Genomic DNA, 25,832 nt, shown 5'->3' with positions numbered 1-25,832 from the left:
GTCTAGATCCGATCCTGGGCCTGGCCTGATCGCGATCAACTGACGTACTCGTCGAACGTACGAACCGCGTAACCGGCTGATAGCGCCGGTCCGGCGAGCCCTACGAGGAGTGCGAGCCAGGCGAGCGCGAGGACGGCGGCGCTCGGGACGGTGAGTTCGACGACCGGCGCCACCGCGACCAGTGCGGTCGCGACTGCCGCGACCGCGTCGGCGGCGTCGGTGTAGATGATACCGAACGCGCCAATCGGAATTACGAGGGCGAGCGTGTAGGCGACGAACGCGGACTTGCTCGGCATGACCGCCTCCCGGTTCGAGGAGATGGTGACACTGCCGAATCGGGGGAACAGCGAGCCGATGCCGACGGCCAGCGCGGGCGCGGCGAGGGCGCCGACCACCGTCGCAGGAACCAGCAGGGCGACCTGCTCGAGCGACAGCGGACTCACGAGGCCGACGCCGAGACTGACGACGACGGCGACGGGGGCGGCCACGAGCGCGCTCGCGACGAGTCGGCCGGCGACCACCTGTCGACCCGAGACCGTCGACGTGAGGACGGCCGGGAGCGCCGGTCCGAGGTCGCCCAGCGGGTTGAGCGAGACGAACGCGCCGGCGCCCCAGACGACGTACAAGCAGGTGAGGACGGCGACGTAGGCCGGTATCGTCCCCGCTCGAGCGATCTCCTGGACGAAGAAGGCCGCCATGAACAGCGGGTAGGCGACGTACAGCAGGCGAATGGGGGCGCGTTTCGTCCGGCGGAGGGCCGTCACGGCGACGGTTCGAACCGGCTGGCTCAGTCCTGGCTCGAGCAGGGTCGCGAGCCGGCTCTCGCCGGAGTGGTCCGCGACGACGCGCTCGTCTTCGTCCTCGCGGAACGGATCGGATCGCCAGTGAATCGCGGCCAGACGGGTGCCAACGACGATGGCGAGTGCGGAGAGCGCCCCCGAACCGACGACGCCGACGACGGCGTGTGGCATCGAGAACGTGACGTTCGGGAGTCCCGCCAGCAGGAGGTGACCGGGCCAGCCGAGGGGCGTCCCGTCGAGGAGGTCGAACAGGACGCCGGTGACCTGGTCGAACCAGCCGAGGGCGATCGACCCGAAGTAAGCCGCGCCGATAAGGACGAGAATTGGGGTACGGTAGCGCGCGATCGGCTCGTAGACGGTGATGAGGTGGCGGATTCCGACGCCGAGGGCGAACCCGACCGGGAAGGCGGATAGGAATAGCACGGCGACCGTTGCCGGGGCGACGAGAACGGGCCAGATCGTTCCCGCTCCGTAGGCGAACGCGCCCGATAGCAGTAACGAGATCGGGAGCAGCCAGGTCCCGAAGGCCAGCAGCTCCGAACCGACGAGGCCGACGACGAGCGTTCGAATCGGGGTCGCCGTCAGGACGAGTGCGGGCTCGTCCAGGTCGGCTACCGTCGAGACGACGCGGATCGTCGCGAACGCGACCAGTCCGATCCACGCCATCGCGACACCGCCGGTGACGACGTCCGCGACGGTGAACCCGGCGACCGGTTCGACCGGCCCCGCGGCCAGCGCTTCGCCCGCTACCGGTAACAGGAGGAGGCCGACGGCCATCATCGGGCCGAGCGCGACCAGGATGATTCCGACGCTCAGGAGGAGCTTCGTTCGATCGCCGACGACCGTTCGAACCGTTCGCCGGTACTCCGTCGTGGCGATCGTGAGGGGAACGAACCCCATCAGGCCGTCACCTCGAGCGCACAGAGTCCTGTCTCGAGCGGATGGAGTCCCGGCTCGAGCGCGCGGGCCGCTGCCTCGAGCGACCTCCGGAGTGGGTTACGAATCAGGGGGCGGCACATAGGTTTCCGTGGGCGGGCCGCCCGCGTAAATCGTTCGGTCCGCTGTCACCTCGCTACTGACCGTCGCCGTTCGCTTCCGCTCGCAGGGTCGCGAAGTCGACGACGCGCTCGGCGTGTGCGTTGTGCTGGTGGATCGACTCGTCGTTCGACTGGGACATGCGGACGACCGCGTCGTCGGGCAGGTGGCCGAACTGCTCGAGGACGCCCTCGGCCATCGCGCGGACGCAGTCCTCGACGAACTTGGCGTCGCTGTGGGCCTCGTAGGTCATGTGGTCCTCGTCGGGGCGCTTCGCGAGATTGTAGATGTGCGCGCTCATCGAGTCCCGGGCGACGTCGATGACGTCGTTCAGGTCGACGTCCGGCGCACCCTCGGATTCGATCGTGAGCGTCGCGTGCCCGCGCTGGGAGTGACCCGGCTGGGGCACCTCGTCCAGGAACTCCGTGATCTTCGCCTCGGGCACATCGAGGTCCTCGAGTTTCTGCTTCGCCCGCGCGACGGACATCCCCTGGGAACACGGACAGACGGTCATGCCGACGACGCGGGCACCGACCTCCTCGCGGGTTCCCTCCTCGGTGGCCGTCGCGGAGGCGATGACGTCGACGGTGTGCTGGGTCTCGCGGTCGCTCGCCGGCGTCTGTTCGCGGCGCATGAACTCGGCCTCCATCGAGACTTCAGCCTTCGAGGTGTAGTCGTGTTTCTCGAGCAGGCGCTCGGCAGCGTCGCCGCAGACGTCCTCGACGCGGTAGGCCTCCTCGCGGGTGGCCTCCTCGAGGGTCTCGTCGATGACCTCCATGTTGCGACTCATGTCCGCGCCCTTGCGCCAGGCGGGGAGATCGACGAAGACCTCGAACTCCGCCGTGAACACGAACGGGCGTTTGTCCTCGCGGGCGATCTTGACGAGTTTCTCGACGCCGGTGACGCCGACCTGGCTCAGTCCGACGGTGACGTCGGGCGCGCTCGCCTGGACGTCGGGCAACTGGTGACTCATTGGTCACATTCGGGCCAGAACGCGATTAGGCCTTTCGGAAGGGGCTAGCCTGTCGAGCTCACGGACGGGGACTCCGGTACTCTCGACCCTCGCTTTCGGTGAGCGGTATCCCCGATCGTTCTTTAAGTACTTCTGGTCACAAGGTAGAGCTATGAAGGGCATTTTCCCGTCGTTCCGTCCCGCGAGCCACTGTGCTGGACCGATCCGTGTTCTTCGGTAGCTCTCCTCATTCCTTTAAGTGGCTCTGGTCACAAGGTAGAGCTATGAAGGGCATTTTGACGCCGTCACGTTCCTCGAGCAGTGGTGCTCGTGGACTCTCGGGCCGTCGACGACTGGAACGAGCCGTCCGACTCTCGTCGACGACCGTCGCGTCGCGGCCGTGACGACGGGATTAAGGGCGTGTGGTGACTAGGTTCCGCGAATGAGTACTCCGGCGCTCGAGGTCGTCGAGTTCCTGCTCACGGCGAGCATCTACTCGGACGACCGTTCTCTCGACGAAAACGACCTCCCGCCGGCGATCCGCCGGGTCTTCTGGACGGGCGCCGCCGGTGGGACCGACGACACCGACGACACATCCAATACGGGCGACGCCGCGAGCGCGGGCGCGGGTTCCGGCCGCGACCGACGCCACCGTGGTGGCATCTCCCGCCCGCTGTCGGCCACCACCACGACCATCCGCGAGGCGACCGGCGTCGACCGCCCGTGGCACGCCGTCAGCGACCTCATGTTCACCGAGCGCGACGACTTCTCGGGGTCGATCTCGCTCACCGAACGTGACCTGGCCGAGCGCTGGTACCTCGAGCGAACCGACGCCGACCGCATCCAGGCGAACCCGACGCTCGCGAAGCACTTCGAGGGACGCGAGGGGCTCGCCTTCGACGCGGACTACGAGGCCGCCCGCGAGCAGAACCGGCCGATCCAGGCCGACCGGGTGTGGATCGACGGGCTGCTTCAGGAGTACTTCGCCGACGAGGAAGAAGAGGAGATGCTCGACCTGGTCGAGGTGCGCGCCCCCGAGGAGGTCGACATCACCCTCGACGACCTGGTGTTGACGCCGAACCAGGAGTCCGAAATCGAGAAGATCGCCAAAGCGATCGAACACCGCGACTACCTCGCCCAGATCGGCCTGCGCGAGATCGGCAAACTGCTGTTCGTCGGGCCGCCGGGCACCGGGAAGACGTCGACGGCCCGCGCGCTGGCTCACGACATGGACCTCCCGTTCGTCGAGGTCAAACTCTCGATGATCACCAGCCAGTATCTCGGCGAGACGGCCAAAAACGTCGACAAGACGTTCGAGGTGGCAAAGCGGCTCTCGCCGTGTATCCTGTTCATCGACGAGTTCGACTTCGTCGCGAAGACCCGCCGGAGCGACGAACACGCCGCGCTCAAGCGGGCGGTCAACACCCTGCTCAAGAGCATCGACAACGTTTCGCTCATCCAGGACGACGTGCTCCTGATCGGGGCGACGAACCACCCCGACCAACTCGACGCCGCGGCCTGGCGACGGTTCGACGAGATCGTCAACTTCCCCAAACCCGACACGGGGATGCGTTCGGACATCCTCCGAGTCATCACCCACGCGATGGACATCGACGAGTTCGATCCGGACGCGGTCGCCGACGCAACCGAGGGGATGACCGGGAGCGACCTCCGGATGGTCATGCGGGAGGCCGTCCTCGAGGCCCTGACCGAGAACCGGACGACGCTGACCCAGGACGACCTGCTCGAGGCCGTTCAGGACTTCGAGGAGCGGGACAACCTGAAAAACATGGACATGATCGACGGCGATCACGAGGCGCTGGTCGCGGGTGGCGATCTAGGTGCGGCGAGCGACGGGGGGCACTCACACGATCACGGTCACGACCACGACCACTGAACGTTCCGAACGACCCACCGACTGGGAGTCGACCGTCTAATCTACCCGTCGGTCTTTCGATCAACGGGCCCGGGTATCGGTTGGACGGATATTCCGATTCGATCGGAATACGTTGTCCGGGTCGTACGTCGTTTTGACCTCGACGAGGCGATCGAAATTCTCGTCGTACGTCGCCCGAACTCGTTCCTCGTCGTCGTCTGCGGTCTGGAAGTTGACGTAGTTCCCGCCGGTCGAGAACGGCCGGAACCGCTCCCACGCATCGCGGATCCACCGCTGGTACTCCGCCGACCGGGGCTCGTCCGGTTCCCACATGCCGGCGGCACCGTACACGAAGCGAACGTCGCGATTGCCGACGGCCCCGTCGTCGTCGTCGCGCTCGTTGAGCGCCCCGGCGACGTGAGCGAAGACCAACTGCGCTCCCGGGATGGGGCACTCGTCGGCTAGCTCTCGCATCGTCGAGAGGAACTCATCGCTCAACTCGGCGGCAAACTCGGTCTTCCAGTAGTACTCGTTGCCTTTCGGCTGCGTCGTGTCCAGATACGACTGCAATTGCGCGTATGGCTGCTCTTGAAGGAGATCGACGACAGGATTTTCCAGCGCTCGGATCGGAGCCAGGGCCTCGTCCACCTCGTCTACGTCACCGCTGTAGCAGATGGTCATGGCGCAGATCCGCTTGCCGTGCCAGTCCTCGGGAACGAACGGCGCTGGCGGAGCCCGACGGATGATCAGGAACGCGGTCAGGACTCTGGGCGCTTCGGCCGTCATCTCCCGGTATGCCTCGAGTATCTCGTCAGCTCGTTCGAAGGGCCAGGCGACGAGTCCGCCGTAGACGGTCGGCCCTACCTCGTGCAGCTGGAACGTGAACGAGGTGACGATACCGAAGTTGTGGCCGGCACCACGGATGGCCCAGAAGAGATCCGCGTTCACCTCGCGGCTGGCGCGTCGGACCCGGCCGTCGGCGGTGACGATTTCGACTTCGAGCAGATTGTCAACTGTCCACCCGAATCGACGGGTCAGGTACCCGAAGCCGCCACCGAGGGTCAAGCCGGCCAGTCCAGTCTCGGAGACGAAGCCCAACGGCGTCGCGAGTCCGTGAAGCTGTGTCTCGCGGTCTACGTCGCCGATGAGACAACCAGCCTGGGCCGTCGCGGTCCGCGCTTCGGGGTCGACGATGACTCCCCGGAGACGGGACATATCGATGGTCATGCCGCCGTCGACCAGCGCCGTGCCAGCGATGTTGTGCCCCCCTCCTTTCACCGAGAGCGAGAGGTCGTGCTCGCGGGCGAACTCGACCGCGGCCACGACGTCAGCCGTCCCGGTCGGTTGGACGACGATCGCCGGCGTCTTCTCGATCATGCCGTTCCAGAGTCGCGTCGCTTCCTCGAACTCCGGATCCGCCGGCGAGAGCAACTGGCCGTGTAAACGCCGGTGAAACGTCTCGATCGTCTCCTCGGGGAATGTGGTCGTCGCCCCCTCGCGGGTGGTGATAGTCGTGTGGGTCATAGCATCTTCGGTAATACGGCCGCGAGGGTTAGGTAGCTAGCTAGTGATTTTCTGTCACCCACTGCCGTCCGTGCAAACGATGCAAGACGGTCATCAGATACAAACGGAAGGAGAACTCTCCTTCCGGATCGACTCTCGCCCGCTTCAGTTGCCGTCGCGGTTAGAATAGCAATTCCCGGCGTTAGTAAGTCGGTCGATTTTGTGGGTCGAGCGAGGCGTACAAGAGGCCGCTCACAATAGTTCTACCATCGTTATTCGCACACTCGGTCAGCTCTTTCTCGAGCGTCTCGTGTGAGCGGATTCGCCAGTCGATCCAACCGCCACGAACGTTTTGATGGGATTGTCAACACGCTCTTTATGGCGACTGTTGTGCTCGAGCGTATGTCACGGCAGCCAGTCGATCGGCGATCGATTCTAAAAGCGTCCGGCGCCCTGGCCGGAGCGAGCGTGCTCGGTCTGCTCGGATCCGCGTCCGTCGCCGCGACGGACGGGATCGAAACCACCAGCGGGGAGACCGAACCCCGCTACGATCTCGGCGATCCCGAATCGCACTCGATCGAAGTCGAGTTCACCTTCGAGAACCGCGACGGCGAGGAAGTGACGGAGACGCCGTCGCTGTACGGTGAGATCATCCGTCCGGTCGACGCGGACGGCGAACCCGTCTCCGACGTGCCGGTGATCCTCACGTACTCGCCGTACAACGACCTCTACCAGGCGCTCAACGGCGGCGAGAGCCCGGCGAAAGACGGCATCGCCGACTTCTTCGTGCCGCGTGGCTACGCCCGCGCCCAGTTCGACCTCATCGGGACGCGCAACTCCGGGGGCTACTACGACTACGGCGGCATCCGAGAGCGTCTCAGCGGGAAGGAACTGATCGACGCGCTCGGCGAGGCGGACTGGACCAACGGGAACATTGGAATGATCGGGGGCTCTTACGACGGGACGACCCAGCTCGCGGCCGCTATCGAGGACCCCGAACACCTGCAAGCAATCGTCCCGCAGGTCGCCATCGACCGCTGGTACGACTACCGGTTCCACGGCGCCTGTCCGTGGGACACCTACGGGACGCCGACGCTGTTCGACTTCGGCTTCGGGCTCATCCCGCCGGCAGCGGTCGAGTATCCCGAGGAACTGCTCGACTCGCTCACGACCCGCGTCGAGCCCAGCAACCGGCTCGAGCACGAGATCCGATCCTACGAGTACGATCCCAATTACGACGAGTTCTGGATCGAGCGCGACTACCGCCGACGCGCCGCGGACGTCGAGTGCCCCGTGATGATGGAGGCCGGCTGGGAGGACCGCAACGTCAAGCGCTGGGGATCGACCCGGTTCTACGAGGCGCTCCCCGACGACCACCCGAAACGGCTCGTCGTCGGCGACTGGGGTCACGCCGCCGGGCAGTACCCCGATAGCCCGGCGCTGTATCACGCCTGGTTCGACCACTGGCTGGTCGACGGCGTCGAGACCGACGTGATGGACCTGCCACCGGTCGACGTGCAGTCGGCGTCGTCGCCGCGGACGCAGTTCGACGTCTGGCCGCCGGCCACCGCCGAGAAGACGGCGTTCCCGCTCGTCCGCGACGACCCCGCAGCGGGCGAACTCGAGTTGCTGGGGACTGGCGTCTCGAGTTTCGAGGACGCCTCGCCGCCCGCGGACGAAGAGGGAATGTTCGCCGACCGTTCGTCCGGACCCGACCACCTCATGTTCGAGAGCCCGCCTCTCGAGGAGTCGATGCGAGTCGCCGGGCACGTCACCGCGGACTTGCTGGTCGCCTCGAGCGACGACACCTGGTTCACGGCCGTCGTCTACGAGCGTCGATCCGACGGTAGCACCCGGCCTTTCGCTCGCGGGTTCTGGAACTCGCGGTTCCGAGACGGTATCGACGAGGAGTCCCCGACGCCGACGGACGGAGCCTACCGCGTGCCCGTCGCCTGCTGGGACATCGACTGGACGCTCGAGGCCGGGTCGCGACTCGGCGTCGCCGTCGCCTCGGACAACGCCGACTGGGTCAGACACGACCCTGACAACGAGTCGACGAACCAGGTCGTCCTCTCGGAGTCGTGTCTCCGGTTCGACGCCATCGCCGAGGGCCTCGACGCGCCCACGTTCCCCACCGCGACCCTCTCACGCGAGCAGGATTCGTCGGCCTACACCGCCGGCCAGACGGCCAGGATCGACCTCACCGTCGACTCGACGACGGAGGCGACCCTGGTTCGCGACCGCCTCCCCGACGAGTGGGCCGTGGTGGGTGGCGACGACCACTCGGTCACCGAGGTCGAGGGGGCGACCTACGTCGAGTTCGACGACCCGCTCGAGGCGGGCGACTCGGTGCGCTACTACGCGGAGGTCCCCGCCGAGACGGGCGAGCACGAGTTCGGGCCGCTCGAGTACAGCGCGAGCGGCGACCTCTGGGCGAGCGCGGACGGGACCGCGGCGTCGGTCACCGTGGTCGGTCTCGATACGTCGCTCTGAGCCCCTCGAGATCACTCGAGGCCTTTGGACCGGGTGCTCGAGGCCTTCGGACTGAAATCGATCGACGAATCCCTGAACGGAAGCGGTAACACCCTTATCCCCCACGGCCGTATTCCCCGGCGATGACGTTCCCTCGCTCGAGCGACCGGCTTCGGAGGTGGCCCTGACCGTGGAGGTGACGCTGCTCGGTACGGGCGACACCACCGGCACGCCCACCGTCGGCTGTGACTGCGAGACCTGTCGGCTCGCCCGAGAACGCGGACTCGAGCGCACCCGATTCTCGGTCCACGTGGAGAACGAGCGCACGGGCGAGTCCCTCCTGATCGACGCCAGCCCCGACTTTCGCTACCAGTTCCTCCGCGACGAGGTCGCCCTGCCCGACGCGGCGATCATCACACACATTCACTTCGATCACCTCGATGGGCTGGGCAACGTCTTCCGGGTGATCGACGAACTGGACGTCTACGCCGCCGACGAGACCGATCCCCAAACTGGAAAGAGCGTCGCCGAAACGGTCTCGGCGGACTACCACTATCTCGAGGCCGTGACCGTCCACCCGCGGACGCCGCTCGAGCCCTTTTCGACCTGCGGACTCGAGGTCACGCTGGTTCCGGTCGTCCACCCGCCGCTGGTCTGTTACGGGCTGACAGTCGAGGATCCCGAAACGGGGGCGAAGCTGTCGATCACGGGTGACACCAGCTACGCGGTCCCGGACGACTCGCGGGCCGTGCTCGCCGACCCCGATCTCTTGCTCGCGGAGGCCATCGTCCCGGCTCACCTCGCCGAGAAACACCCCATCGGTGGCCGCCACGAGGGTCCGGACGGGGTCCCGCGGACGTTCGGAACGAAACACATGACGCGCGAGGGGGCGCTCGCGCTGGCCGACGAACTCGCGGCCGAGCGCACGCGGCTGGTGCACCTCGCGCACTTCTACCCGGCGGAGGAGGCCTTCGAGGAGCCGTTAGCGGTGGACGGGGAGCGATACTCGCTGTAGACCTCTTTACTTCCCTCTCCTCGAGCGTTCGTGTCCGCCCAATGTTCACCCGCTCAGTGATCAGGAGAACCGATCCAGTCCCGACTGACGGCGCCGCTTTCCGGCCGGATCGGCTACCCACGGCGTCCGCTCGTCGCGCTCGGCCTCGAGGTCGACCCGAATTTCTGGCTCCTCGACCGACTCGTAGCCCGGACACGCCGGCCCACACTCCGAACTCGCGTCCACGACGCGTTCGGCCCACCGGCAGTGCGGCAGGGTCGCACCGTCCCGCTCGAGCGGCGCGCAGGCCGCACACGCGGGAAAATCGTACGTTCGCCACCCCTTTCCGTACGATCGCTCGGCGAGTCGGCGCCTGGCTCGAGCCTTCCGTTCCGGCGAAACCACCGCGACGTCGGTCCGTCCGGGGTGGTACTCGAGCGGTTCGATGCCAGGCTTCGCGGTCGGTAACAGCGTGGGCTCGCGTATTACTTCAATTTCTATAGTACTGTCTACAGGCCCCGTATCGCCACCAGTCGGCGCTGCCGTCTCATCGCGGTGTATCCGCCAGACGCCCACCGCCTCGGGAATCCGGTTGAGGTGCGCTCGCGTCACGTAACTCTCCGTCGCCAGCACCGCCTCGTCGACCAGCGCGAGGCTCGCGTCGAGGCGCAACTGGGCCTCGAGGTCGCCCGGTCGGCCCAGGTCGGGCTTGTTCTCGATTCCCACCAGTTTCCCGTACCAGTCGGGATAGCGAGCCACCTGACGCACGTACTCCCGTCCGTTGCGGGGTTCGGACTCGAAGAACCCGATCTCGACGGCGCGTTCGACCGCCCGGCGGGCGCGTTCGGGGTGGCAGTCGAAGCAGTCCTTCCAGTAGCGCGCCCGGCCCGTGCCCACGTCGGCCTGGAGGGCCGCGTCGGGGATCGAATCGGCGGTGATCGCCGTGCGCCGGTCGAACTCGGGACCCGGCTCGACGGAGACGACGTCGAGGATACGGGCGCCGGGGCTGGCGACGCTCCCGCCGAGCTGGCGGGCGAGAATTCCCGCTCGACGCGCCTCCAGGGCCGCACACAGCTCGAGTTCGAACGCAAACTCGCTCACTGTCTGGGCTGGGGGCGGGACGGGCTTAAGCCTGTGGCGGCTCGGTTCCGGGAGTCGCACTCGAGTCGAGTCCGACCTCTGGGTTAGCTGAGGCGGTGCGAGCGCCGTACTCCGCGAGCGCGACGAACGTGACGGCCCAGGCGATCACGGCGAGTGACCCTGCGGTCCCGAGACTCGAGCCCTGCTCGGCACCCGGGAACGCCAGCGAACCGACGGCGAAGAGCACGGCGAGGGCGGCGCTCCCGTAGACGAGTGCGCGCCAGCCGGCGGGTCGGAGGGCTCCTAGCAACGCGAACAGTCCGATCGACGCCGCCGCGAACGACAGGAACTCGTAGTGGCCGAAGACGACGTGTTCGTTGGTCAACGTCGTGTGGTTCGCGAACTCGCCGGCGGCGACGACGGCGAAGCCGAGGGCACCGACGGCTGCGAGGGCGAACAGCCGTGCGTCGAGTCCTCGCCGCTCGAGGGACGGGATCAGGTTGCGACGGGCCGGGTGCAACAGGGCGATGGCGAACACCGGGACGACGAACGCGACGATCTCGCTGGCGGCCGCTAGCCCGGACGCGGCGACGGTGATGAGAAACGCCGTAATCACGAACGCGAGCGCCGCCTGAAGCGCCCCGACGCGCTCGGCGGGGCGGAACAGTTGGACCGCGATGGTCGCGGCGAACACCGTCAAGGTGGCGCCGATCATCACGTGGTGAACGCGGTGACCCGGAAACGCGTACCCCGCCGTCCACGCCCGGCCGGCCATGAGCATGGAGTCTCGGAGCGCGAACAGGAGAAACGCGAGAAAGGCGGCCGTGACGAGGTAGAACGCGGGCGTGCGTAGCCGTCCCGCGCCGTGACCGACCGATCCCAGCATCCGGGTACCGGCGGCTCTCGTGGACGAAGTGAAACTCATTGCCCCACCTTCTGAGGGATGGAAACTGTCTGTACTGTCTGCTCACACGTTGGTATCGACGTCATAATCCTCGAGGGACAATACGCCCTCTCGGCCAATAAACATATTTAATAATCATTAAGAATATCTGGCTACGGGAACGATGCTATCGGTACCTCCATCGAACATCGAAGGCCCACGTGTCCGCGTGCGGACGCCCTCGCCTCAAACCGAGAACTCGGCTCGAGCCGTGCAGTCGTAGTTGTTCGCGTTCAACTCGCCGACGGCCACGTACTGCCCGGGCTCGAGCTGGTCACCCGTAGCCTCGAACGTGGTGGTCTCACCGGCGTCGAGGTCGGCCTGGGAGAGCACCTGCGTGAACATGCGGGTGTTCGTGAGTCGCCAGCGCTCGGCCCCGTCGTCTTCGACCGCGAAGTCGGCCTTGCAGCCGTTTCGAAACTGAAGCGTGACGTCGTCCGGACCGGTGTTCTCGACCGTCAGTTCGAACGTCGGAACGCCGTCCGTCACGGTCACGTCGAGCGTGCCCTCGAGTGTCATGGTCGGTGGTTCCGCCCCTGGGGCTATATTCCTTGTGTTATCGCCGAAATATAGTCTCTCGTTCCGTCCTGGCTGTTGCGGCACGGCTGTCGACGCTCTCGACGAGCGTCGCAGGGTAACACCTTCCTCTTCGCTGATCGATAGACGGGTATGGCCACCGACTGCACCTACTGCGGCAGCGACGTGGAGTGTCACGACCCCGTCTTCGTGAGCGAGGCGACGGACGACGGCCGCGAACGGGCGGGCCAGTTCTGCAACTACGCGTGTCTGGCGGCGTACATCGACGAGCAGGCGTTGACCGTCGGCGCCGCGTGCGAGTGGCCCTGACGGGGCGAGCGTCACGGCTTTCTATCGCGGGTTCGAAGGACGACCGTGCAAGTCGTCGGGTACAGACCGCGCCGACCGGTGTCGGCGGCGGTCGATGCGGAGTCGTCGGACACGGCCTCGAGTGCAGCCGACGAACCGAACGAACCGACGCCGCTGACCGACGCCGTTTTGCTACTCAGCGACCCCGAAGCGACCGCGAGGGACGACCGAACCGTCACGCCGCTCGCCCTCGAGCCGGGCACCGTCCTCGAGTACGCTCTCGGCGACCGCCACTGCGCCGGCTCGCTCGAGGGCGACGTCCACCACCCCTGTGACCGCCCGGCGGCACCCTACTGCGAGTACCACACGAGCACCTGGGTCTGCGCCCGGTGTACCGGCACCTGCCTGAAAGACGAGATGGACTGCTACGAGGAGCACGCAGTCTACCTCGCAGCGTTCGCCCCGGCGACGTTCAAGGTAGGCGTCACCCGCTCGTGGCGCCTCGAGACTCGGCTTCGCGAGCAGGGGGCCGACCGCGCCGCTCACCTCCACACCGTCTCGAACGGCCGTATCGCTCGCGAACTCGAGGCCGAGATCGCCCGCGAACAGGGGCTGGTCGACCGCGTCCGAACCGACGCGAAGGTCGAGACGCTGGCCAGCGCGGTCGACGGTGACGCCTGGGACGCGTTGCTCGGCCGCGACGCGTTCGACGTCATCGACCGATTCGACTTCGCGTACGACCTCGACCTCGATCATCGCCCCGTCCGGGAGACCATCGCCGCGGGGACCGTCATCGGCACGAAGGGGCGACTGCTCGTCCTGGAGCGCGGCGGGACGGCCTACGTCGTCGACATGCGGGACCTGGTGGGATACGAACTCGAGGCCACCGATACCGGGGGTCGACGGCTCCAGTCATCGCTCGGGTCGTTCGCCACTCGAGGCTGATTCTCGTCCGCCGGTCGAGGCCGCACTCGACCGGGTTCCGGCGTCAAAACTCCCGAGATAACAATCCTTTTCCGCCGCGCTCGAGAAGGACGAGTATGGCAGACGATCACGACAACGACGCCGACGCGGGGGAGGAGACCGACGTCGACGTCGACGTCGATAACAGCGGAGACGGCGACAGCGACGGCGAGGAAAAATCCTTCCGCGAGCGCGTCGAAGAGATCCGCGAAAAACGCGAGGCGGAAGCCGAGGAGGGTGAGGGGCCACCGGAGAGTCCGTTCGGCGGTGGCGGTGGCGGCGGACCCGGCGGCATGGGCGGCAACCCCCTCGCCCAGATGATGGGCGGCATGATGGGCGGCGGACCCGGCGGGCCGGGCGCAGGCGGTCCCGGTGGTCGTGGCGGCGACGAGGTCGGCAACGAGGAACTCGTCCGCGAGGTTCGACAGGTCCGTGACGAACTGCGCGATCAGACCCGCGCGCTCAACCGTATCGCCGACGCGCTCGAAGACGACTGAGCGCCGATTTCGGTAGTTCTCTTGCGATTTCCAGTTCGAGAGCGACAGCCTCGACGGTGGCGTCAGCGTCATCGTTGGCGTCGGCGAGTTGGTAGCCAGGGCTCCCGACCCTCTCGAGTCGTTTCTCTCGATCCGTTTCCCCTGAACTCGCTCTTGGATCCGTTTCCCGAAGTCCTTCAGTGACTCCGATTCCACAGCCCGCGACGCTCGAGTCCGTCGTAAACCGACCAGCGACCCACGAGGTGCGTCGAGAGCTCGACGGCGAGCCAGGCGAGGCCGATGCCCGCGACCACGTCGATGGCCCAGTGGATGCCCAGGTACATCGTCGAGAGGGAGACGCTGACGGCCAGCCAGGCGGCGAGCCAGAACCAGCCGCGGTAGACCTCGCGAGTCCGGTAGGCCAGCAGGGCGACCGTCGTCGAGAGCGAGGCGTGGAGCGAGGGAAAGACGTTGGTGTTGCGGTTGACCTGGCGGGTGAGGTGCTGGTACTGCGGGTACGTGTCGTACAGCAGTGCCTGGATGAGTTCGGGCATCATATTCCGGGGGCCGAAGGCGATGACGAATACGTAGCAGACGAGCCCGAGCGTGTAGTTGAGGGTGTAGGCCGCGAGCAGTTCCCGGAGCGGGCGCGTGTTCGGGAGCAGGAAGTAGGCGATTACCGGAAACACGAGGACGAAGACGTAGCCGTAGATGTAGATGAACGAAAAGTACGCCGTCAGCTCGGGGGTCGCCTGGGCCTGCAGCCAGAGGATGAAGTCACCCTCGATGTCGTAGATCATCCCGGTGAGTTCCCAGCCGATCATCCAGGACACCTCGGGGGCGAGGTCCCTGGCGACGCTGTTGAACAACAACACGGACACGAGGACGAGCACGATCGGGAGGATTCCTGCTACCCGTCGGCGCCAGTCTCTGGCGGTTTCGACCAGTCGCTGCCGACCCGCGAACGCCGCCGTCGAGACGACGATCATGGCGGCGACGACGACGACCACCTGTGTGAGCGTCTGGAGGAACATTACTGTCTCACCACCAGGGCGTCGCCGTCGTAGTGGTACCCCGCGTCCTCGAACGCCGCTCGAGCGGCGTCGACGTCGAGTTCACCGTCGGAGCCGTGGAAGGGGACGACAGGGTCTTCGTTTTCGTCACCGAACGCCAGCGACGACGGCATCCACTCGGGGGACAGCGGCGTCGCGATCGGATCGGCGTGGCCGTGAAACACCGTCTCGGCGAGCCACGCCTCGTCGATTACGCCGGCAACCGCCCGACGGAAGTACGGGTCGCCGAACGGCGCGCGCCGGACGTTGAACCCGAGGTGGTAGAACGCCGCCGTCTCCGACTCGACCCGTTCGACGTCGCCCGCTCCCTCGAGGTCGTCCAGAACGTACGTCTCGAGCGGCGAAATCGTCACGTCGGAGTCTCCGTCCCGGATCAGCGAGATGGCGGAGGTGCTCCGCGGGTCGATCTGGACTCGGAACGAGTCGGCGGTCGGCGCCGGCAGGTCCACGTCCTCGCGGGTCGTGAAGTGGTCGGCGTAGCGCTCGAGGGTGAGGTGCTGGCGGTCCTCGTGGTCGGCATACTGGTAGGGACCGCTGCCGACCGGCGGGAGGTTGTTCGTGACGAGCGCCTCGGTCGTCCCCTGCGCGAGGCGAACCCCGGGGACGTTCGGCAGGTCGGATCGCGATTCCCAGACGTGTCGCGGCAGGATGGGTGCCACGAGCGCTCGTTCGGCGATGGCTTCGGTGCCGTCGACGACGAACTCGAGCGTTCGTTCGTCGAGCACATCGACTGACTGGATGGCCGAGGTTCGGCCCCGGTACCGTGGGGCGGGGGCTGGAACGTCACTCGATCCCATCGAGGTGTCCGCGAGGAACTCGTAGGTGAATTCGACGTCGTCCGCCGTCAGCGGCTCGCCGTCGTGAAAGGCGTGCTCGCGGAGGGTGACCTCGAGGGTGCCGGTGTCGGTACCGGCGCCGTTGCTGATGGCGGTTTCGCCGTCGTCGCCATCGCCCTCATCGCCACCGCTATCGTCGCCGTCGCCCTCTTCGTTTCCGTCACCGCCGCCACCGCTCTCGCCACCGTCCCAGGTCCAGTCCTCGGCGAGCCACGCCACGACCGCCTCGTCGTCCGGCGGCTCGACGGCGAGCGGATCGTACACGAGGTCGACGACGGGATCCGGCCCCCGGTAGGCCGCTGAGAGCGGATTGACGTTCTGTGAGGGCGAGGCGTCCATGATCGTGCCGCGTAACTGTCCGCCCTCCTCGACCGGGTCGAGGCCGAGGTAGCCGAGTCGGCTCGGGAGTTCGTCGGCGCGCCAGCCGTCGAATCGACTGGTGCGGACCAGTCGAACCTCGTCGGGTCGACAGATGGGGACGAACGGCTGCTCGCGGGCGACCAGCGTCGCCAGTTGCTCGACCGCTTCGCGTCGGTCCGCACTCGCGACCCGGCGCTGGCGCTCCAGCAGGTCGTCGATTGCCATGTTCGTGACGCCGAACGGGTTCTGCCAGCCCGACTCCTCGGCGTACCGGGAGTAGAGCGCTTCGTAGAGGAAATCGGGGTCCGCACCGCCGGGGTGGCGATCCACCACCAGGTCGAAATCGTGGTTGACCAGGACCTGTCGGCGGAGTTCCTGGGGCGATCGGAGTTCGATGTGGACGTCGATCCCGACAGCCTCGAGGTTTGCGGCGATATCCCGGCTGAGCTGAATCGACTGCCGGTCGCCGTCTGCCGGCTGGGTCGTAATCGTCACCGAGAGCGGCTCGAGTCGGTCACGGTTGACCGCGCTCCGAAGTTCGCGGACGCAGCCACTCAGCGACAGCGAACAACCGGCAGCGGTCGCGGCGAGCAGGGATCGTCGGTCCATCGTGGTCGCGTCTCCGCCGTCGGCGGTCGCTGTCCCTCTGGGAGTCACGGTCTGTTCTCACGGGTAGTTACCGGGAGCCGTATAACAGTATTGCGGCATCGACACGCCGTAGCGGTCGAAGGCACGCTCGACGTCACGGCCAAAACCGTGACCGAGACCGTACTCGAGGCCGGCGGATTCCGGTACCTAGTTACCCGTGACGGGCAAACGAAGCGACCATGAGCGTCGCCGCTGAGCGAATCGACCGTCTCCACGCTCTCGCTCGAGCGGCCGCTGCCGACGGCGACGACGAGCGGGCGAGCGCCTACGTCAGGCTCGCCCGCCGAATCGCCGAACGAAATCGACTCGAACTCCCGCGGCAGTTCAAGCGCTTCACCTGCGACGCCTGCGACGCCTACCTCCGTCCGGGGAAGAACGCCCGGGTTCGCCTGCGCGACGGCCATGTCGTCGTCACCTGCGACTGCGGGAATCAGGCGCGCTATCCGTACGAGTGACGGTCACTCGGGCGTTTCTCGAAGTTTCTCGAATCGCGAACATTGAAACCGCCCGCCCACATAGAGCGGTCCATGAACGATCACGAGCAGGAACTCAAGCGCCGCGCACACGACCTCGACGTCACCGTCTGGGTCGGGAAGAGCGGCATCGACGCGGTGGTCGACGAACTCAACGACCAGCTCGCGAACGAGAACCTCGTCAAAGTCAAGTTCCTCCGGGCGGCTCGAGCGGGCAGTTCCACGGAGGAGAAGGCGGCCGACCTCGCCGAGCGGGTCAACGGGCAGTTGATCGACACGCGAGGGCACACGGCAGTGATCCATCGATGAGCGGCGGCGAGGTTGGGGCTGGAACGCTCCTACAGGGCGGCCTCGGACCGATCGGTCAGCAACTCGACCGACTCTCCTGGGTCGACGAGACGCTCGCGTCGACCCTCGAGAGCGGCCTGGTCTTCCTGGTGACGTTGCTCCTCGTCTGGCTCGTCGGGCGGGCAGTCGTCGTCCCGCTGGTCGAGCGGGCGATGGATCGCCGCGGCCTCGATCGACACGCCCAGACGCCGTTGCTGGTGGTCTCCAGGTTCGCGATCCTCTTTCTCGGCGTCGCCATCGCGTTCGGCGCCGCCGACTACGGCAACTTCCTCGTGTCGATGGCCGGAATCGCCGCCGCCGGGGCGCTCGCGATCGGTTTCGCCCTGCAGAACGTCATCTCGAACTTCGTCGCCGGAATCTTCATCTACACCGACAAGCCGTTCCGTATCGGGGACTGGATCGAGTGGGACGACGGTACCTACTCGGGCGTCGTCGAGGATATCAGCCTGCGCGTCACCCGCGTTCGCACCTTCGACAACGAACTGTTGACGGTGCCGAACAGCCTTCTCACCGAGAACGTCCTCAAGAACCCCGTCGAGGCGGACAAACTCCGCCTGAAGTTCGTCTTCGGGATCGGCTACGACGACGACATCCAGGAGGCGACGGACATCATCCTCGAGGAAGCCGAGAACCACCCCGACATCATGGACGATCCGGGTCCCTCGGTTCGGTTGACCGAACTCGGGGACTCCGACGTCGGCCTCCAGTCGCGGTTCTGGATCGCGAATCCGTCTCGATCGGACTTCGTCCGGACCCGCGCGGAGTACGTCACGAGCGTCAAAGAGCGATTCGACGAGGAAGGTATCGACATCCCCTACCCCGTTCGGACGCTCGATGGGGGCCTGCAGGTCGGCAACCCGTCTATGCTCGAGGCGGCAGACGACTGACCCGGTTCGGTTTCATCGCTTTCGGTTTCTACCGTTCTCGAGAGTAGTGTTGGCTGCTCGAGCCGTGCTCGCGGCAAATGGCCGGGAGCGTTCCGCGAGTTCCTTGAGCGGGACGCAACTCGGGGGAGGGCAGGCGTTACGAGTATCTTCACCGCGAGCGAACGGAAGCGCGGCGCACGGCGCCGTGAAAAGACGAACGGGCGAAGCCCGTGAGTCAGTGAGCGAGCGGGCCGACGACTGACCCGAAGCGAACGAAGTGAGTGAAGGGGAGGGAGGAGTGCTTTTGGTCGAGCTTTTACTGAGGGACGCCGAGCCATACGCCAGCACTGCTGACGCTGGCGAGGTAGACTGCAGTGTAAAAGGTCGGTTATGAGTGTTGGACCCCGCGGTTGCCCGGCGTTCCGGCCGGGGGAATCCCGGTTGCCTCCTCCACCCCGCGACCCGTCGAGCGACAGGTGTCCGGCGGTCCACTGCTCGCTTCCGCGCCTGATGGGCTGTCGCCGGCTAACGACGATGAGTCGTCCCTGCGGACGGTCATGGTCGACCGCTGTCCCCGACGGACGAGGCTTCCACGTTGGCTCCCGGGGCCCCGGCCGGTCTGACCGGACGCCCGCGGGCTTCGGTCCCCACTGAAGGCCATACCGTGGGTTGTGAGCAGGGCCTAACTGCCCGACCTAGTCCACGTCTGGATAGTCGACCGTACCTTAAGGCCCTTTCGTCTCTCGTTCTTGTTTTAGTTCTCGCTCTCGCTCTCGTTCTCACCCTCGAGCCTGCGTCCCCTCGAGTCCCTGCCTTCTGACCTGCGTCCCCTCGACTCGCGAGTTCCTCGCCGTTCGAGTTGGTGGCGTTTTCGGATTCGGAACTCGGGGTTCGGTCTGTGGAAAACCGGAAACCAAACCCCCAGACCGCCTCACGGCCGATATGACGACCCGCTACCCTCGCCGAGAAACTTCCTCGAGCCGCCTCTCTCGAACGACCTCTCGGAGAGGCAACGTTTTAGTGGTGGACTGAGATAGTCGACCAGACAATGACTCCGGAGCTACCCGATAGACTCCTCGGGATCAGTATCGAGGACCCGAGCGAGCGACAGTCGGCCGACGAGACGACGGCCGAGGAAGAAGAGCGCGTGCGGTTCATCTTCGTTCGACTGGGCGAGCACCGCCTGGCGATCCCCGTCGACGAAGTGAAGACAGTCACGGACCCGCCGGCAGATGCAGACCTGACGCGGGTGCCGCGGTCGCCGCAGGCCGTCGAGGGCCTGGTCGACCTCCGCGGGGAGATCACGGCCATCGTCGACACTCGCGTCCACTTCCCCGTCGGGCCGACGCCGGACGCACAGCGACTCGTCGTACTCGATCGACCCACCGACGAGCAGGCGGCGGCACTTCGCGTCGACGAAGTGCTCGGCGTCCACAACGTTGCCGAAGACGACGTCCTCGAGCCCGACGAGGTCGAGGACCCCGGGGTTGCCGGCGGCGCAATCGAGCACCCGCTCGTCTGCGGCCTCGTCGAACGCGAGCGCCGCCCGCGCCAGGAATCCCGGCCCAGGCGCGGGGGTCGGTCGTCGCGGTTCTCGAGGAGTCGGTCGAAGCCGGGCTCCGGTTCGGCTTCGTCCGCCGCAGTGGGGGGGATTTCGCGCCGCGGTTCGGCGGGTGCGGACGCCGGCGCGGACACTGGCGCAGATGCGGACGCGGACGAATCCGTCGTGAGCGACGAGTTCGTCCTCGAGGACGAAGACGAGGTATCCGAGACGCCGTCTCGAGCGGAGGGAACGGTCGTCATCGAGGCGACCGGAATCCTCGACGTACCGGCGCTATTGCTAGCAGCCGGAACAGAGTCGTAAAAAACCGTCGTCGAACGGCCGGTAGACCTATTCCTGTTCACCCGAAAACGCGGAGAATTCGGCCGCTGCCGCCGGTTATCATGTCTGATAATCGAGAGACAGCATTTATGGTAGTTGTATCTCTATCGGAATTTGGTGTACAATTGAATGTCGACAGGGGTGCTCATCGTAGACGACTCCCATTTTATGCGTAATCTACTGCGCCAGATTCTCGAGCAGGATTACCATATCGTTGGAGAGGCGTCGAACGGCGCTGAGGCGGTAAAACTCTACAAGGAACAGAACCCAGACATCGTCATGATGGACATCGTGATGCCGAAGTGTAACGGCATCAAGGCGACCGCGGCGATCAAGAAACTCGATCCCCGGTCGCGGGTCATCATGTGTACGAGTGTCGGGCAACGAGAGAAGATGAAACTCGCCGTAAAGGCTGGTGCGGACGGCTACGTCACGAAGCCGTTCGAGGAACCAAGCGTACGGAAGGCACTGGCTGACGTCGTCGCGGCATGACGGGCGTACTCGTTGTCGACGACTCGCAGTTCATGCGAACAGTCGTCGGGAACGCGCTCGAAACCGCCGGGTACGACGTACGGACCGCCGATACTGGCGAGGCAGCCATCGAGGCTATCGCGTCCGCTGGAGACGACGAAGGCAACGAGGACGACGCGATCGACGTGATCACGATGGACGTCGAAATGCCGGGCATGGGCGGTATCGAAGCTGTCGAGCGCATCATGACGCACGACCCCACGCCGATTCTCGTGCTCAGTGCCCACACAGAGGCCGGGGCGGATGCGACTCTCGAGGCGCTCGAGCGCGGCGCGCTCGACGTCCTCCAGAAACCCGACGGTTTGGGGACGCAAAACCTCGGTCATCTCACGGATGCCGTCGTCGCGAAGGTCGACGAGCTCTCGGCGGCCCCCGTGTCGGCGCTGGCGCTCGCACGTGCGACGGCCGCGGTCACGGCGACCGAACGCCGGCAGGTGAACGTGGCGCGGTCGGCGAGCGGCGCCAGTGCCAGCGCCAGTACCGGGAGCGCCGAAGTCCTCGAATCCGGAAACGCGGGCACGCTAACCGCTCGTGGTCCGTCCGCCCCGCCGACGATGGACGCGCCGACCCCTGTCGACGGTGCGTCTCTCGATCACCCGACGATCGTGATCGGGGCGTCGACTGGTGGCCCGAAGATCATCGAGCGACTGCTGGCGTACCTGCCGGCCGACCTCGAGGCGAAGGTGCTGATCGTCCAGCACATGCCGGCGGATTTCACCCGGCGACTCGCCACTCGGTTGGATGCAATCTGTGCCTACGACGTGTTCGAGGCGAGCGACGGCGACCGGATCGATGCCGGCGACGTCGTCATCGCCAGAGGCGGTCAGCACCTCCGAGTCGTGAACAACGTCAACGGATCGCTTCGCGTTCGCCTCGACGACGGCGAGCGCGTTCACGGGGTTCGCCCGGCGATCGACGTGACGATGGAGACCGCCGCAGCGCGCGTGGTCGATCCACTCTGTGGCGTCGTCCTGACCGGAATGGGCCGGGACGGTGCCGCGGGCATCGAGGCCATTGCCGACGCTGGCGGCCATACGATCGCCCAGGACGAGGCGACGAGCCCTGTCTTCGGTATCCCCCAGCAGGCGATCCGGACGGGTCGCGTGGACGAGGTCGTTCCCGCGCCGGCGCTCGTCGATCGGATCGTCGGTGCGTTCGTTACGGACGGTGAGACCGATGAGTGAGTACTGGACGGACTTCACCCAGGAGAGCGACGAACAGATCACGGAACTGAACAACTCCCTGCTCACGCTCGAGCGAGACCCGGACGACGACGACGCGATGGAGGCCATCTTCCGGACCGCACACACCCTCAAGGGGAACTGCGGTGCGATGGGGCTCGCCCGTGCGAGCGACCTCGCACACGCCATCGAGGACCTCCTCGATGCCGTCCGACGGGACGACCTCGAAATCACGCCCGAGGTCATGGACGCCATCTTCGACGGCGTCGACGAACTCGAGGCGATGCTCGAGGAGGCGCCCCCGAACGGCGACATCGATCGTGATCCGTCGGCGGAGATCGAGACGCTCCGTAGCTTTCTGGACGATTCGACGACGCGGGCGAGGACGAGCGAGGACGTTTCGACGCCGACGGATGCCGAAATCGACGCCATCCTGGCCCGGTTCGATCCCCCGAAAGACGCCGACCACGACGCGTTTCTCGTTCGGCTCGCGATCACCGACGACCCGCAGGTCAACAACGGTCAACTCGTGGTCGAGGCGCTCGTGGACGCGTTCGACCTCGTCGGAACCGCACCTTCCCGTGAGGCGATCGAAAACGGCGAGTACGGCACGGCCTTCGACGCCGTGTTCGGAAGCGCCGTTGGCAAGGACGCGATCAGTGCGGCCCTCGAGCCAGTCGCTGCGGTCGACGCGTTCGAGATCGTCGAGGTGACGGACCGGTTCGACTCGAGCAGTGACACATCCGGAGCCAACGCGGTCGACGAGTCGCTCACCGCAGACGACGCCGCCGAGGACCTTTCCTCGACCGACGCGCAGAACCTCTCGGTCGACGAACTGCTCGACGAGTTCGACGAGTTCGACGACCTCGACGCGATGGTCGAGGAAGTCGAGGGCGAGGACCTCGATGCGTTCGACGAGATGGGCGATGCGGGGTCGTTCGACGACCTGCTCGGCGAGTCGGCGCCGGCGGACGTCTCACTGGAAGGAGGCGTCGACGATTCGGAGGCGGAATCGGACCCCGCCGACGGTGCTACCGCCGCCGAGTCAGCGGATTCGGAATCCGTGAGCGGTGGCGGTGTGGACGATAGCGAAGACGTTGCCGACGCTGACGACGCCGGCGACGCCAGTGCGGTGTTCGCCGAACTCAAAAACGAGGTCGAGATGGTCGGCTTCGACGAACTCCAGGACGAACTCGAGGAACTCGAATTCGACGAGTTCGACAGCGACGACGAGGTCGACATGGACGAACTGCTCGGCGACGACGTCGACGTCGACGACAACAGTTTCCTCGAGGTCGAAGACGAGTTCGGAGCCGAATTTGACGAAGAGTTCGACGACGTGGTCCTCGAGCGCGACGCCGAGGAGACCAGCGACGCCGAGGAGACCGGTGACGGGGACGTCGAACGGACGGATGCCGATAGCGAGGTGACAGCCACCGAGTCGTCCGGCCTGGACGACGCTCCGGTGGAGTTGTCGTCGGATGCGGATGTGGAATCGGATGCGGCGACGGGTTCGACACCGGCTGACGCCGACGACTCGATCGTCCCAACTGACGACGACTTCGAAGCGTTCGCCTTCGACGATGCGGACCTCGACCTGGACGCGGATGACAGCGCCGCAGAGCAGCCCGCCGAGGCGTCCGATCCCGACTCGCTCGAGCCGCGAGCGACGGACGTTGAGGAGGCCGACGGACCCGAAGAGGCCGGCGTTGCCGCCCTCGACGGCGTCGACTTCGGTGAAACCGACGACGGGACGGACGATTCTGAATCGAGTTCCGACGACGATTCCGCAGTCGACGATTTGGGAGCGGAATTCGACGTCGAAGGTGTTGCTCTCGAGGACGACCTTGATCTCGAAGACGACCTGGGACTCGAGTCGATCGATCGGGACGCGGCCGAAGACGACTTCGCGGTCGACTTCGGATTCGATCCGGTCGACGACCTGGCACTCGAGGACGAACAGGACGTCTCGTTCGACGACTCGACGCTCGAGGTCGACGTTGACGTCGATGAGGACCCCGACCCCGCCCACGATCTGGACGGGGACCTCGAGACGCCGGACGATACCGCGTTCGTCGACGACCAGCCGGCACCGACGGCGTTCGACGTCGACGCGGATGCGGAGGACGCGTACGCGTTCGAGGACGACGCTGGACTCGAGGCGTCTGCGATGGACGCCGACGACCTCGACGACCTCGACGGCTTCGATACTCTCGACGACCCCGACGACCTCGAAGACCTTGACGTCGAAACTGCCACCTCTGCTCCAGAGGACGGCCTCACGGCCGGCGCGGACGCGTCGAGCACCGCTGCGTTCGGCGTTGCAGAGAACAGAGACGGCGGGGACGCGACCGCCGCAGAATCGAACTGCGTCTACGAGGACGTTCCGCCGATGCCGATTCCGGACGTCGGCGTACCAGAAACGGACGAGGAGGCGGTTTCGGAATCGAACGCCGACCAGGCGCAGTCGGTCCGCGTCGACATCGATCAGGTCGACACGCTCCTCAACCTCGTCGAGGGGCTGGTCACCGCCCGCGTCCGCCTCCGCCACACCATCGAGCAGGACGACGACCCGAAGACGATCCGTCGAGAACTCGACGACCTGGACGACATAACCGCCGAACTCCAAGAGACGGTGATGGACGTCCGACTGGTCCCCCTCGAGACGGTCGCCAACCGATTGCCCCGGACGGTTCGGGACATCGCGCGCGACCAGGAGAAAGCGGTCGCCTTCGAGACCGAGGGCGAGTCGGTCGAACTCGATCGCAGTATCCTCGACCGGATCGGCGACCCGCTCATCCACCTGGTTCGGAACGCGGTCGATCACGGTATCGAAGCGCCGTCGGTCCGCGAGGAGGCCGGAAAACCCCGCGAGGGGACGGTCCGACTCACGGCCGAGCGGGCCCGCGACCGCGTGCAGATCCGAATTCACGACGACGGTCGCGGCCTCGACGCCGAGGAGTTGCGCGAGGCGGCGGTCGACGCCGACGTCCTGGCGGCCGAGGAGGCCGCGGACCTGGACGACGAGGCGGTTTACGACCTGGTGTTCCATCCCGGTCTCTCGACGGCGACGGAAGTGACCGACGTCAGCGGCCGCGGTGTCGGGATGGACGTCGTCAAGCGGACGATCGAGGACCTCGACGGCACCGTCTCGGTCGACAGCGAGCCCGGCGTGGGGACGACGATCACGATGGAACTCCCCGTGACGGTCGCCATCGCCGACGTCCTGTTCTTCGAGATCGGCGGCGAGGAGTTCGGCGTCCCGATCAAGGCCGTTCAGGACATCGACGACGCGCGAGTCGTCGAGACCGTCGATGGCAATCCGGTGATTCCCTCGAGCGACTCGCCCGTTCCCGTCGTGGAACTCGCCGAGCGACTCGAGACGCCGGAGTCGTCCGACCCGGACGGCGGAATGGTGATCCGAATCCGGGACGACGTCCGGTCGGTCGCCCTTCACTGCGACGTCGTCCACGGGCAACAGGAGGTCGTCATCAAGCCGTTCGAGGGGTTCATGAGTGGGCTGCCAGGCTTGAGCGGGGCGACGGTTCGTGGCCGGGGGGAAGTGGTTACGATCCTCGACGTCAATACACTATGAGCACGAGCATGCACACCTACACCGAGAGTGACGGACGGTCGAACGCGATCCCCTACTCGAAAGAGACACCGGCTACGGACACGACGAACGAACTCGACAACGCACACAGAGGTACCTAAT

22 protein-coding genes and 1 other RNA gene are annotated in these 25,832 nt (G+C 66.2%); 14 read left to right on the top strand and 9 right to left on the bottom strand.

All coding sequences use genetic code 11. The annotated features are described in order from the left end of the window. Positions 1–35 precede the first annotated feature (35 nt). Positions 36–1,700, bottom strand: coding sequence for a hypothetical protein (locus ACFQO4_RS11180; RefSeq protein ID WP_500260983.1), 1,665 nt, complete (start codon positions 1,698–1,700; stop codon positions 36–38). Between the two features lie 172 nt (positions 1,701–1,872). After that, a complete protein-coding gene (gene mptA, locus ACFQO4_RS11175) occupies positions 1,873–2,808 on the bottom strand; it encodes a GTP cyclohydrolase MptA (protein ID WP_500260982.1) in 936 nt (311 codons plus the stop codon). Between the two features lie 421 nt (positions 2,809–3,229). Between mptA and ACFQO4_RS11170 the strand changes: the two genes are divergently transcribed. After that, entirely contained in the window at positions 3,230–4,684 is a 1,455-nt protein-coding gene (locus ACFQO4_RS11170; protein WP_500260981.1) for an ATP-binding protein, read from the top strand. 60 nt (positions 4,685–4,744) lie between these two features. On the opposite strand, the gene ACFQO4_RS11165 is transcribed toward ACFQO4_RS11170, so the two are convergent. Then, entirely contained in the window at positions 4,745–6,187 is a 1,443-nt protein-coding gene (locus ACFQO4_RS11165; protein WP_500260980.1) for an FAD-binding oxidoreductase, read from the bottom strand. A 381-nt stretch (positions 6,188–6,568) separates the two neighbouring features. On the opposite strand from ACFQO4_RS11165, the gene ACFQO4_RS11160 reads away from it, so the two are divergent. Next, positions 6,569–8,659, top strand: a complete 2,091-nt coding sequence (locus ACFQO4_RS11160) for a CocE/NonD family hydrolase (RefSeq protein WP_500260979.1) — start codon at positions 6,569–6,571, stop codon at positions 8,657–8,659. Between the two features lie 169 nt (positions 8,660–8,828). Beyond that, positions 8,829–9,653, top strand: coding sequence for an MBL fold metallo-hydrolase (locus ACFQO4_RS11155; protein ID WP_500261178.1), 825 nt, complete (start codon positions 8,829–8,831; stop codon positions 9,651–9,653). A gap of 60 nt (positions 9,654–9,713) precedes the next feature. Here the strand turns inward: ACFQO4_RS11155 and ACFQO4_RS11150 are convergent, their stop codons facing one another. From ACFQO4_RS11150 to ACFQO4_RS11140, 3 genes are all read right to left on the bottom strand, one after another. Then, positions 9,714–10,733, bottom strand: coding sequence for a DUF5787 family protein (locus tag ACFQO4_RS11150; RefSeq protein ID WP_500260978.1), 1,020 nt, complete (start codon positions 10,731–10,733; stop codon positions 9,714–9,716). Between the two features lie 25 nt (positions 10,734–10,758). Continuing rightward, on the bottom strand, positions 10,759–11,637 hold the full coding sequence (locus tag ACFQO4_RS11145; RefSeq protein WP_500260977.1) for a hypothetical protein: 879 nt from the start codon (positions 11,635–11,637) through the stop codon (positions 10,759–10,761). A gap of 204 nt (positions 11,638–11,841) precedes the next feature. Beyond that, positions 11,842–12,174, bottom strand: coding sequence for a BsuPI-related putative proteinase inhibitor (locus ACFQO4_RS11140; RefSeq protein WP_500260976.1), 333 nt, complete (start codon positions 12,172–12,174; stop codon positions 11,842–11,844). 150 nt (positions 12,175–12,324) lie between these two features. Here ACFQO4_RS11140 and ACFQO4_RS11135 point away from each other — a divergent pair, with 150 nt between their 5' ends. The 3 genes from ACFQO4_RS11135 to ACFQO4_RS11125 all read left to right on the top strand — a co-directional run bounded on the left by ACFQO4_RS11135 (position 12,325) and on the right by ACFQO4_RS11125 (position 13,940). Then, on the top strand, positions 12,325–12,501 hold the full coding sequence (locus tag ACFQO4_RS11135; protein WP_253431006.1) for a hypothetical protein: 177 nt from the start codon (positions 12,325–12,327) through the stop codon (positions 12,499–12,501). Between the two features lie 45 nt (positions 12,502–12,546). Further along, a complete protein-coding gene (locus ACFQO4_RS11130; protein WP_500260975.1) occupies positions 12,547–13,425 on the top strand; it encodes a DUF2797 domain-containing protein in 879 nt (292 codons plus the stop codon). Positions 13,426–13,520: 95 nt separating this feature from the next. Next, complete coding sequence (locus tag ACFQO4_RS11125; protein WP_500194189.1) at positions 13,521–13,940, top strand: hypothetical protein; 420 nt, start codon at positions 13,521–13,523, stop codon at positions 13,938–13,940. A gap of 176 nt (positions 13,941–14,116) precedes the next feature. On the opposite strand, the gene ACFQO4_RS11120 is transcribed toward ACFQO4_RS11125, so the two are convergent. Both ACFQO4_RS11120 and ACFQO4_RS11115 read right to left on the bottom strand, forming a co-directional pair. Further along, positions 14,117–14,953 carry a phosphatase PAP2 family protein gene (locus ACFQO4_RS11120; protein ID WP_500260974.1) on the bottom strand — a complete coding sequence of 279 codons (837 nt, stop codon included), beginning with the start codon at positions 14,951–14,953 and terminating at the stop codon, positions 14,117–14,119. After that, entirely contained in the window at positions 14,953–16,797 is a 1,845-nt protein-coding gene (locus tag ACFQO4_RS11115) for an ABC transporter substrate-binding protein (protein WP_500260973.1), read from the bottom strand. The genes ACFQO4_RS11120 and ACFQO4_RS11115 overlap by 1 nt, the downstream gene beginning before the upstream one ends. Positions 16,798–17,015: 218 nt before the next feature. Between ACFQO4_RS11115 and ACFQO4_RS11110 the strand changes: the two genes are divergently transcribed. The 3 genes from ACFQO4_RS11110 to ACFQO4_RS11100 all read left to right on the top strand — a co-directional run bounded on the left by ACFQO4_RS11110 (position 17,016) and on the right by ACFQO4_RS11100 (position 18,544). Beyond that, a complete protein-coding gene (locus tag ACFQO4_RS11110) occupies positions 17,016–17,291 on the top strand; it encodes a ribonuclease P protein component 4 (protein WP_312910419.1) in 276 nt (91 codons plus the stop codon). A 72-nt stretch (positions 17,292–17,363) separates the two neighbouring features. Next, positions 17,364–17,618: a YhbY family RNA-binding protein gene (locus ACFQO4_RS11105; protein ID WP_500260972.1), complete on the top strand. Its 255-nt coding sequence runs from the start codon at positions 17,364–17,366 to the stop codon at positions 17,616–17,618. Further along, on the top strand, positions 17,615–18,544 hold the full coding sequence (locus tag ACFQO4_RS11100; RefSeq protein ID WP_500260971.1) for a mechanosensitive ion channel family protein: 930 nt from the start codon (positions 17,615–17,617) through the stop codon (positions 18,542–18,544). Before ACFQO4_RS11105 ends, ACFQO4_RS11100 begins: the two co-directional genes overlap by 4 nt. Before the next feature lie 374 nt (positions 18,545–18,918). Here ACFQO4_RS11100 and ffs read toward each other — a convergent pair. Further along, positions 18,919–19,229: signal recognition particle sRNA (gene ffs / locus ACFQO4_RS11095), an RNA gene on the bottom strand. A 342-nt stretch (positions 19,230–19,571) separates the two neighbouring features. Here ffs and ACFQO4_RS11090 point away from each other — a divergent pair. The 5 genes from ACFQO4_RS11090 (at position 19,572) to ACFQO4_RS11070 (ending at position 25,831) form a co-directional block, all read left to right on the top strand. Next, positions 19,572–20,387, top strand: coding sequence for a chemotaxis protein CheW (locus ACFQO4_RS11090; protein ID WP_500260970.1), 816 nt, complete (start codon positions 19,572–19,574; stop codon positions 20,385–20,387). A 147-nt stretch (positions 20,388–20,534) separates the two neighbouring features. Continuing rightward, on the top strand, positions 20,535–20,897 hold the full coding sequence (gene cheY / locus ACFQO4_RS11085) for a chemotaxis protein CheY (RefSeq protein WP_253430991.1): 363 nt from the start codon (positions 20,535–20,537) through the stop codon (positions 20,895–20,897). Beyond that, complete coding sequence (gene cheB, locus ACFQO4_RS11080) at positions 20,894–22,120, top strand: chemotaxis-specific protein-glutamate methyltransferase CheB (RefSeq protein WP_500260969.1); 1,227 nt, start codon at positions 20,894–20,896, stop codon at positions 22,118–22,120. Before cheY ends, cheB begins: the two co-directional genes overlap by 4 nt. Continuing rightward, positions 22,113–25,712, top strand: coding sequence for an Hpt domain-containing protein (locus ACFQO4_RS11075; RefSeq protein ID WP_500260968.1), 3,600 nt, complete (start codon positions 22,113–22,115; stop codon positions 25,710–25,712). The genes cheB and ACFQO4_RS11075 overlap by 8 nt, the downstream gene beginning before the upstream one ends. Then, positions 25,709–25,831 carry a hypothetical protein gene (locus tag ACFQO4_RS11070; RefSeq protein ID WP_500260967.1) on the top strand — a complete coding sequence of 41 codons (123 nt, stop codon included), beginning with the start codon at positions 25,709–25,711 and terminating at the stop codon, positions 25,829–25,831. Before ACFQO4_RS11075 ends, ACFQO4_RS11070 begins: the two co-directional genes overlap by 4 nt. Position 25,832: the final 1 nt, after the last annotated feature.

It is taken from the genome of Saliphagus sp. GCM10025334, from assembly GCF_042663485.1.
In the GTDB taxonomy this organism is placed as follows: Archaea; Halobacteriota; Halobacteria; order Halobacteriales; family Natrialbaceae; genus Natronosalvus.
The sequence above is the reverse complement of the archived record's forward strand: the minus strand, read 5'-3'. Positions and strand labels throughout refer to the sequence as shown.

Excerpts from the sequence above, each read along its gene's own strand:
- ACFQO4_RS11165 (WP_500260980.1), bottom strand. The coding sequence starts at position 6,187 with ATGACCCACACGACTATCACCACCCGCGAGGGGGCGACGACCACATTC.
- ACFQO4_RS11100 (WP_500260971.1), top strand. The coding sequence starts at position 17,615 with ATGAGCGGCGGCGAGGTTGGGGCTGGAACGCTCCTACAGGGCGGCCTC.
- ACFQO4_RS11145 (WP_500260977.1), bottom strand. The coding sequence starts at position 11,637 with ATGAGTTTCACTTCGTCCACGAGAGCCGCCGGTACCCGGATGCTGGGA.
- mptA (WP_500260982.1), bottom strand. The coding sequence starts at position 2,808 with ATGAGTCACCAGTTGCCCGACGTCCAGGCGAGCGCGCCCGACGTCACC.
- ACFQO4_RS11125 (WP_500194189.1), top strand. The coding sequence starts at position 13,521 with ATGGCAGACGATCACGACAACGACGCCGACGCGGGGGAGGAGACCGAC.
- ACFQO4_RS11160 (WP_500260979.1), top strand. The coding sequence starts at position 6,569 with ATGTCACGGCAGCCAGTCGATCGGCGATCGATTCTAAAAGCGTCCGGC.
- ACFQO4_RS11075 (WP_500260968.1), top strand. The coding sequence starts at position 22,113 with ATGAGTGAGTACTGGACGGACTTCACCCAGGAGAGCGACGAACAGATC.
- ACFQO4_RS11135 (WP_253431006.1), top strand. The coding sequence starts at position 12,325 with ATGGCCACCGACTGCACCTACTGCGGCAGCGACGTGGAGTGTCACGAC.
- ACFQO4_RS11170 (WP_500260981.1), top strand. The coding sequence starts at position 3,230 with ATGAGTACTCCGGCGCTCGAGGTCGTCGAGTTCCTGCTCACGGCGAGC.
- cheY (WP_253430991.1), top strand. The coding sequence starts at position 20,535 with ATGTCGACAGGGGTGCTCATCGTAGACGACTCCCATTTTATGCGTAAT.
- ACFQO4_RS11070 (WP_500260967.1), top strand. The coding sequence starts at position 25,709 with ATGAGCACGAGCATGCACACCTACACCGAGAGTGACGGACGGTCGAAC.
- ACFQO4_RS11110 (WP_312910419.1), top strand. The coding sequence starts at position 17,016 with ATGAGCGTCGCCGCTGAGCGAATCGACCGTCTCCACGCTCTCGCTCGA.
- ACFQO4_RS11115 (WP_500260973.1), bottom strand. The coding sequence starts at position 16,797 with ATGGACCGACGATCCCTGCTCGCCGCGACCGCTGCCGGTTGTTCGCTG.
- ACFQO4_RS11090 (WP_500260970.1), top strand. The coding sequence starts at position 19,572 with ATGACTCCGGAGCTACCCGATAGACTCCTCGGGATCAGTATCGAGGAC.
- cheB (WP_500260969.1), top strand. The coding sequence starts at position 20,894 with ATGACGGGCGTACTCGTTGTCGACGACTCGCAGTTCATGCGAACAGTC.
- ACFQO4_RS11120 (WP_500260974.1), bottom strand. The coding sequence starts at position 14,953 with ATGTTCCTCCAGACGCTCACACAGGTGGTCGTCGTCGTCGCCGCCATG.
- ACFQO4_RS11105 (WP_500260972.1), top strand. The coding sequence starts at position 17,364 with ATGAACGATCACGAGCAGGAACTCAAGCGCCGCGCACACGACCTCGAC.
- ACFQO4_RS11140 (WP_500260976.1), bottom strand. The coding sequence starts at position 12,174 with ATGACACTCGAGGGCACGCTCGACGTGACCGTGACGGACGGCGTTCCG.
- ACFQO4_RS11180 (WP_500260983.1), bottom strand. The coding sequence starts at position 1,700 with ATGGGGTTCGTTCCCCTCACGATCGCCACGACGGAGTACCGGCGAACG.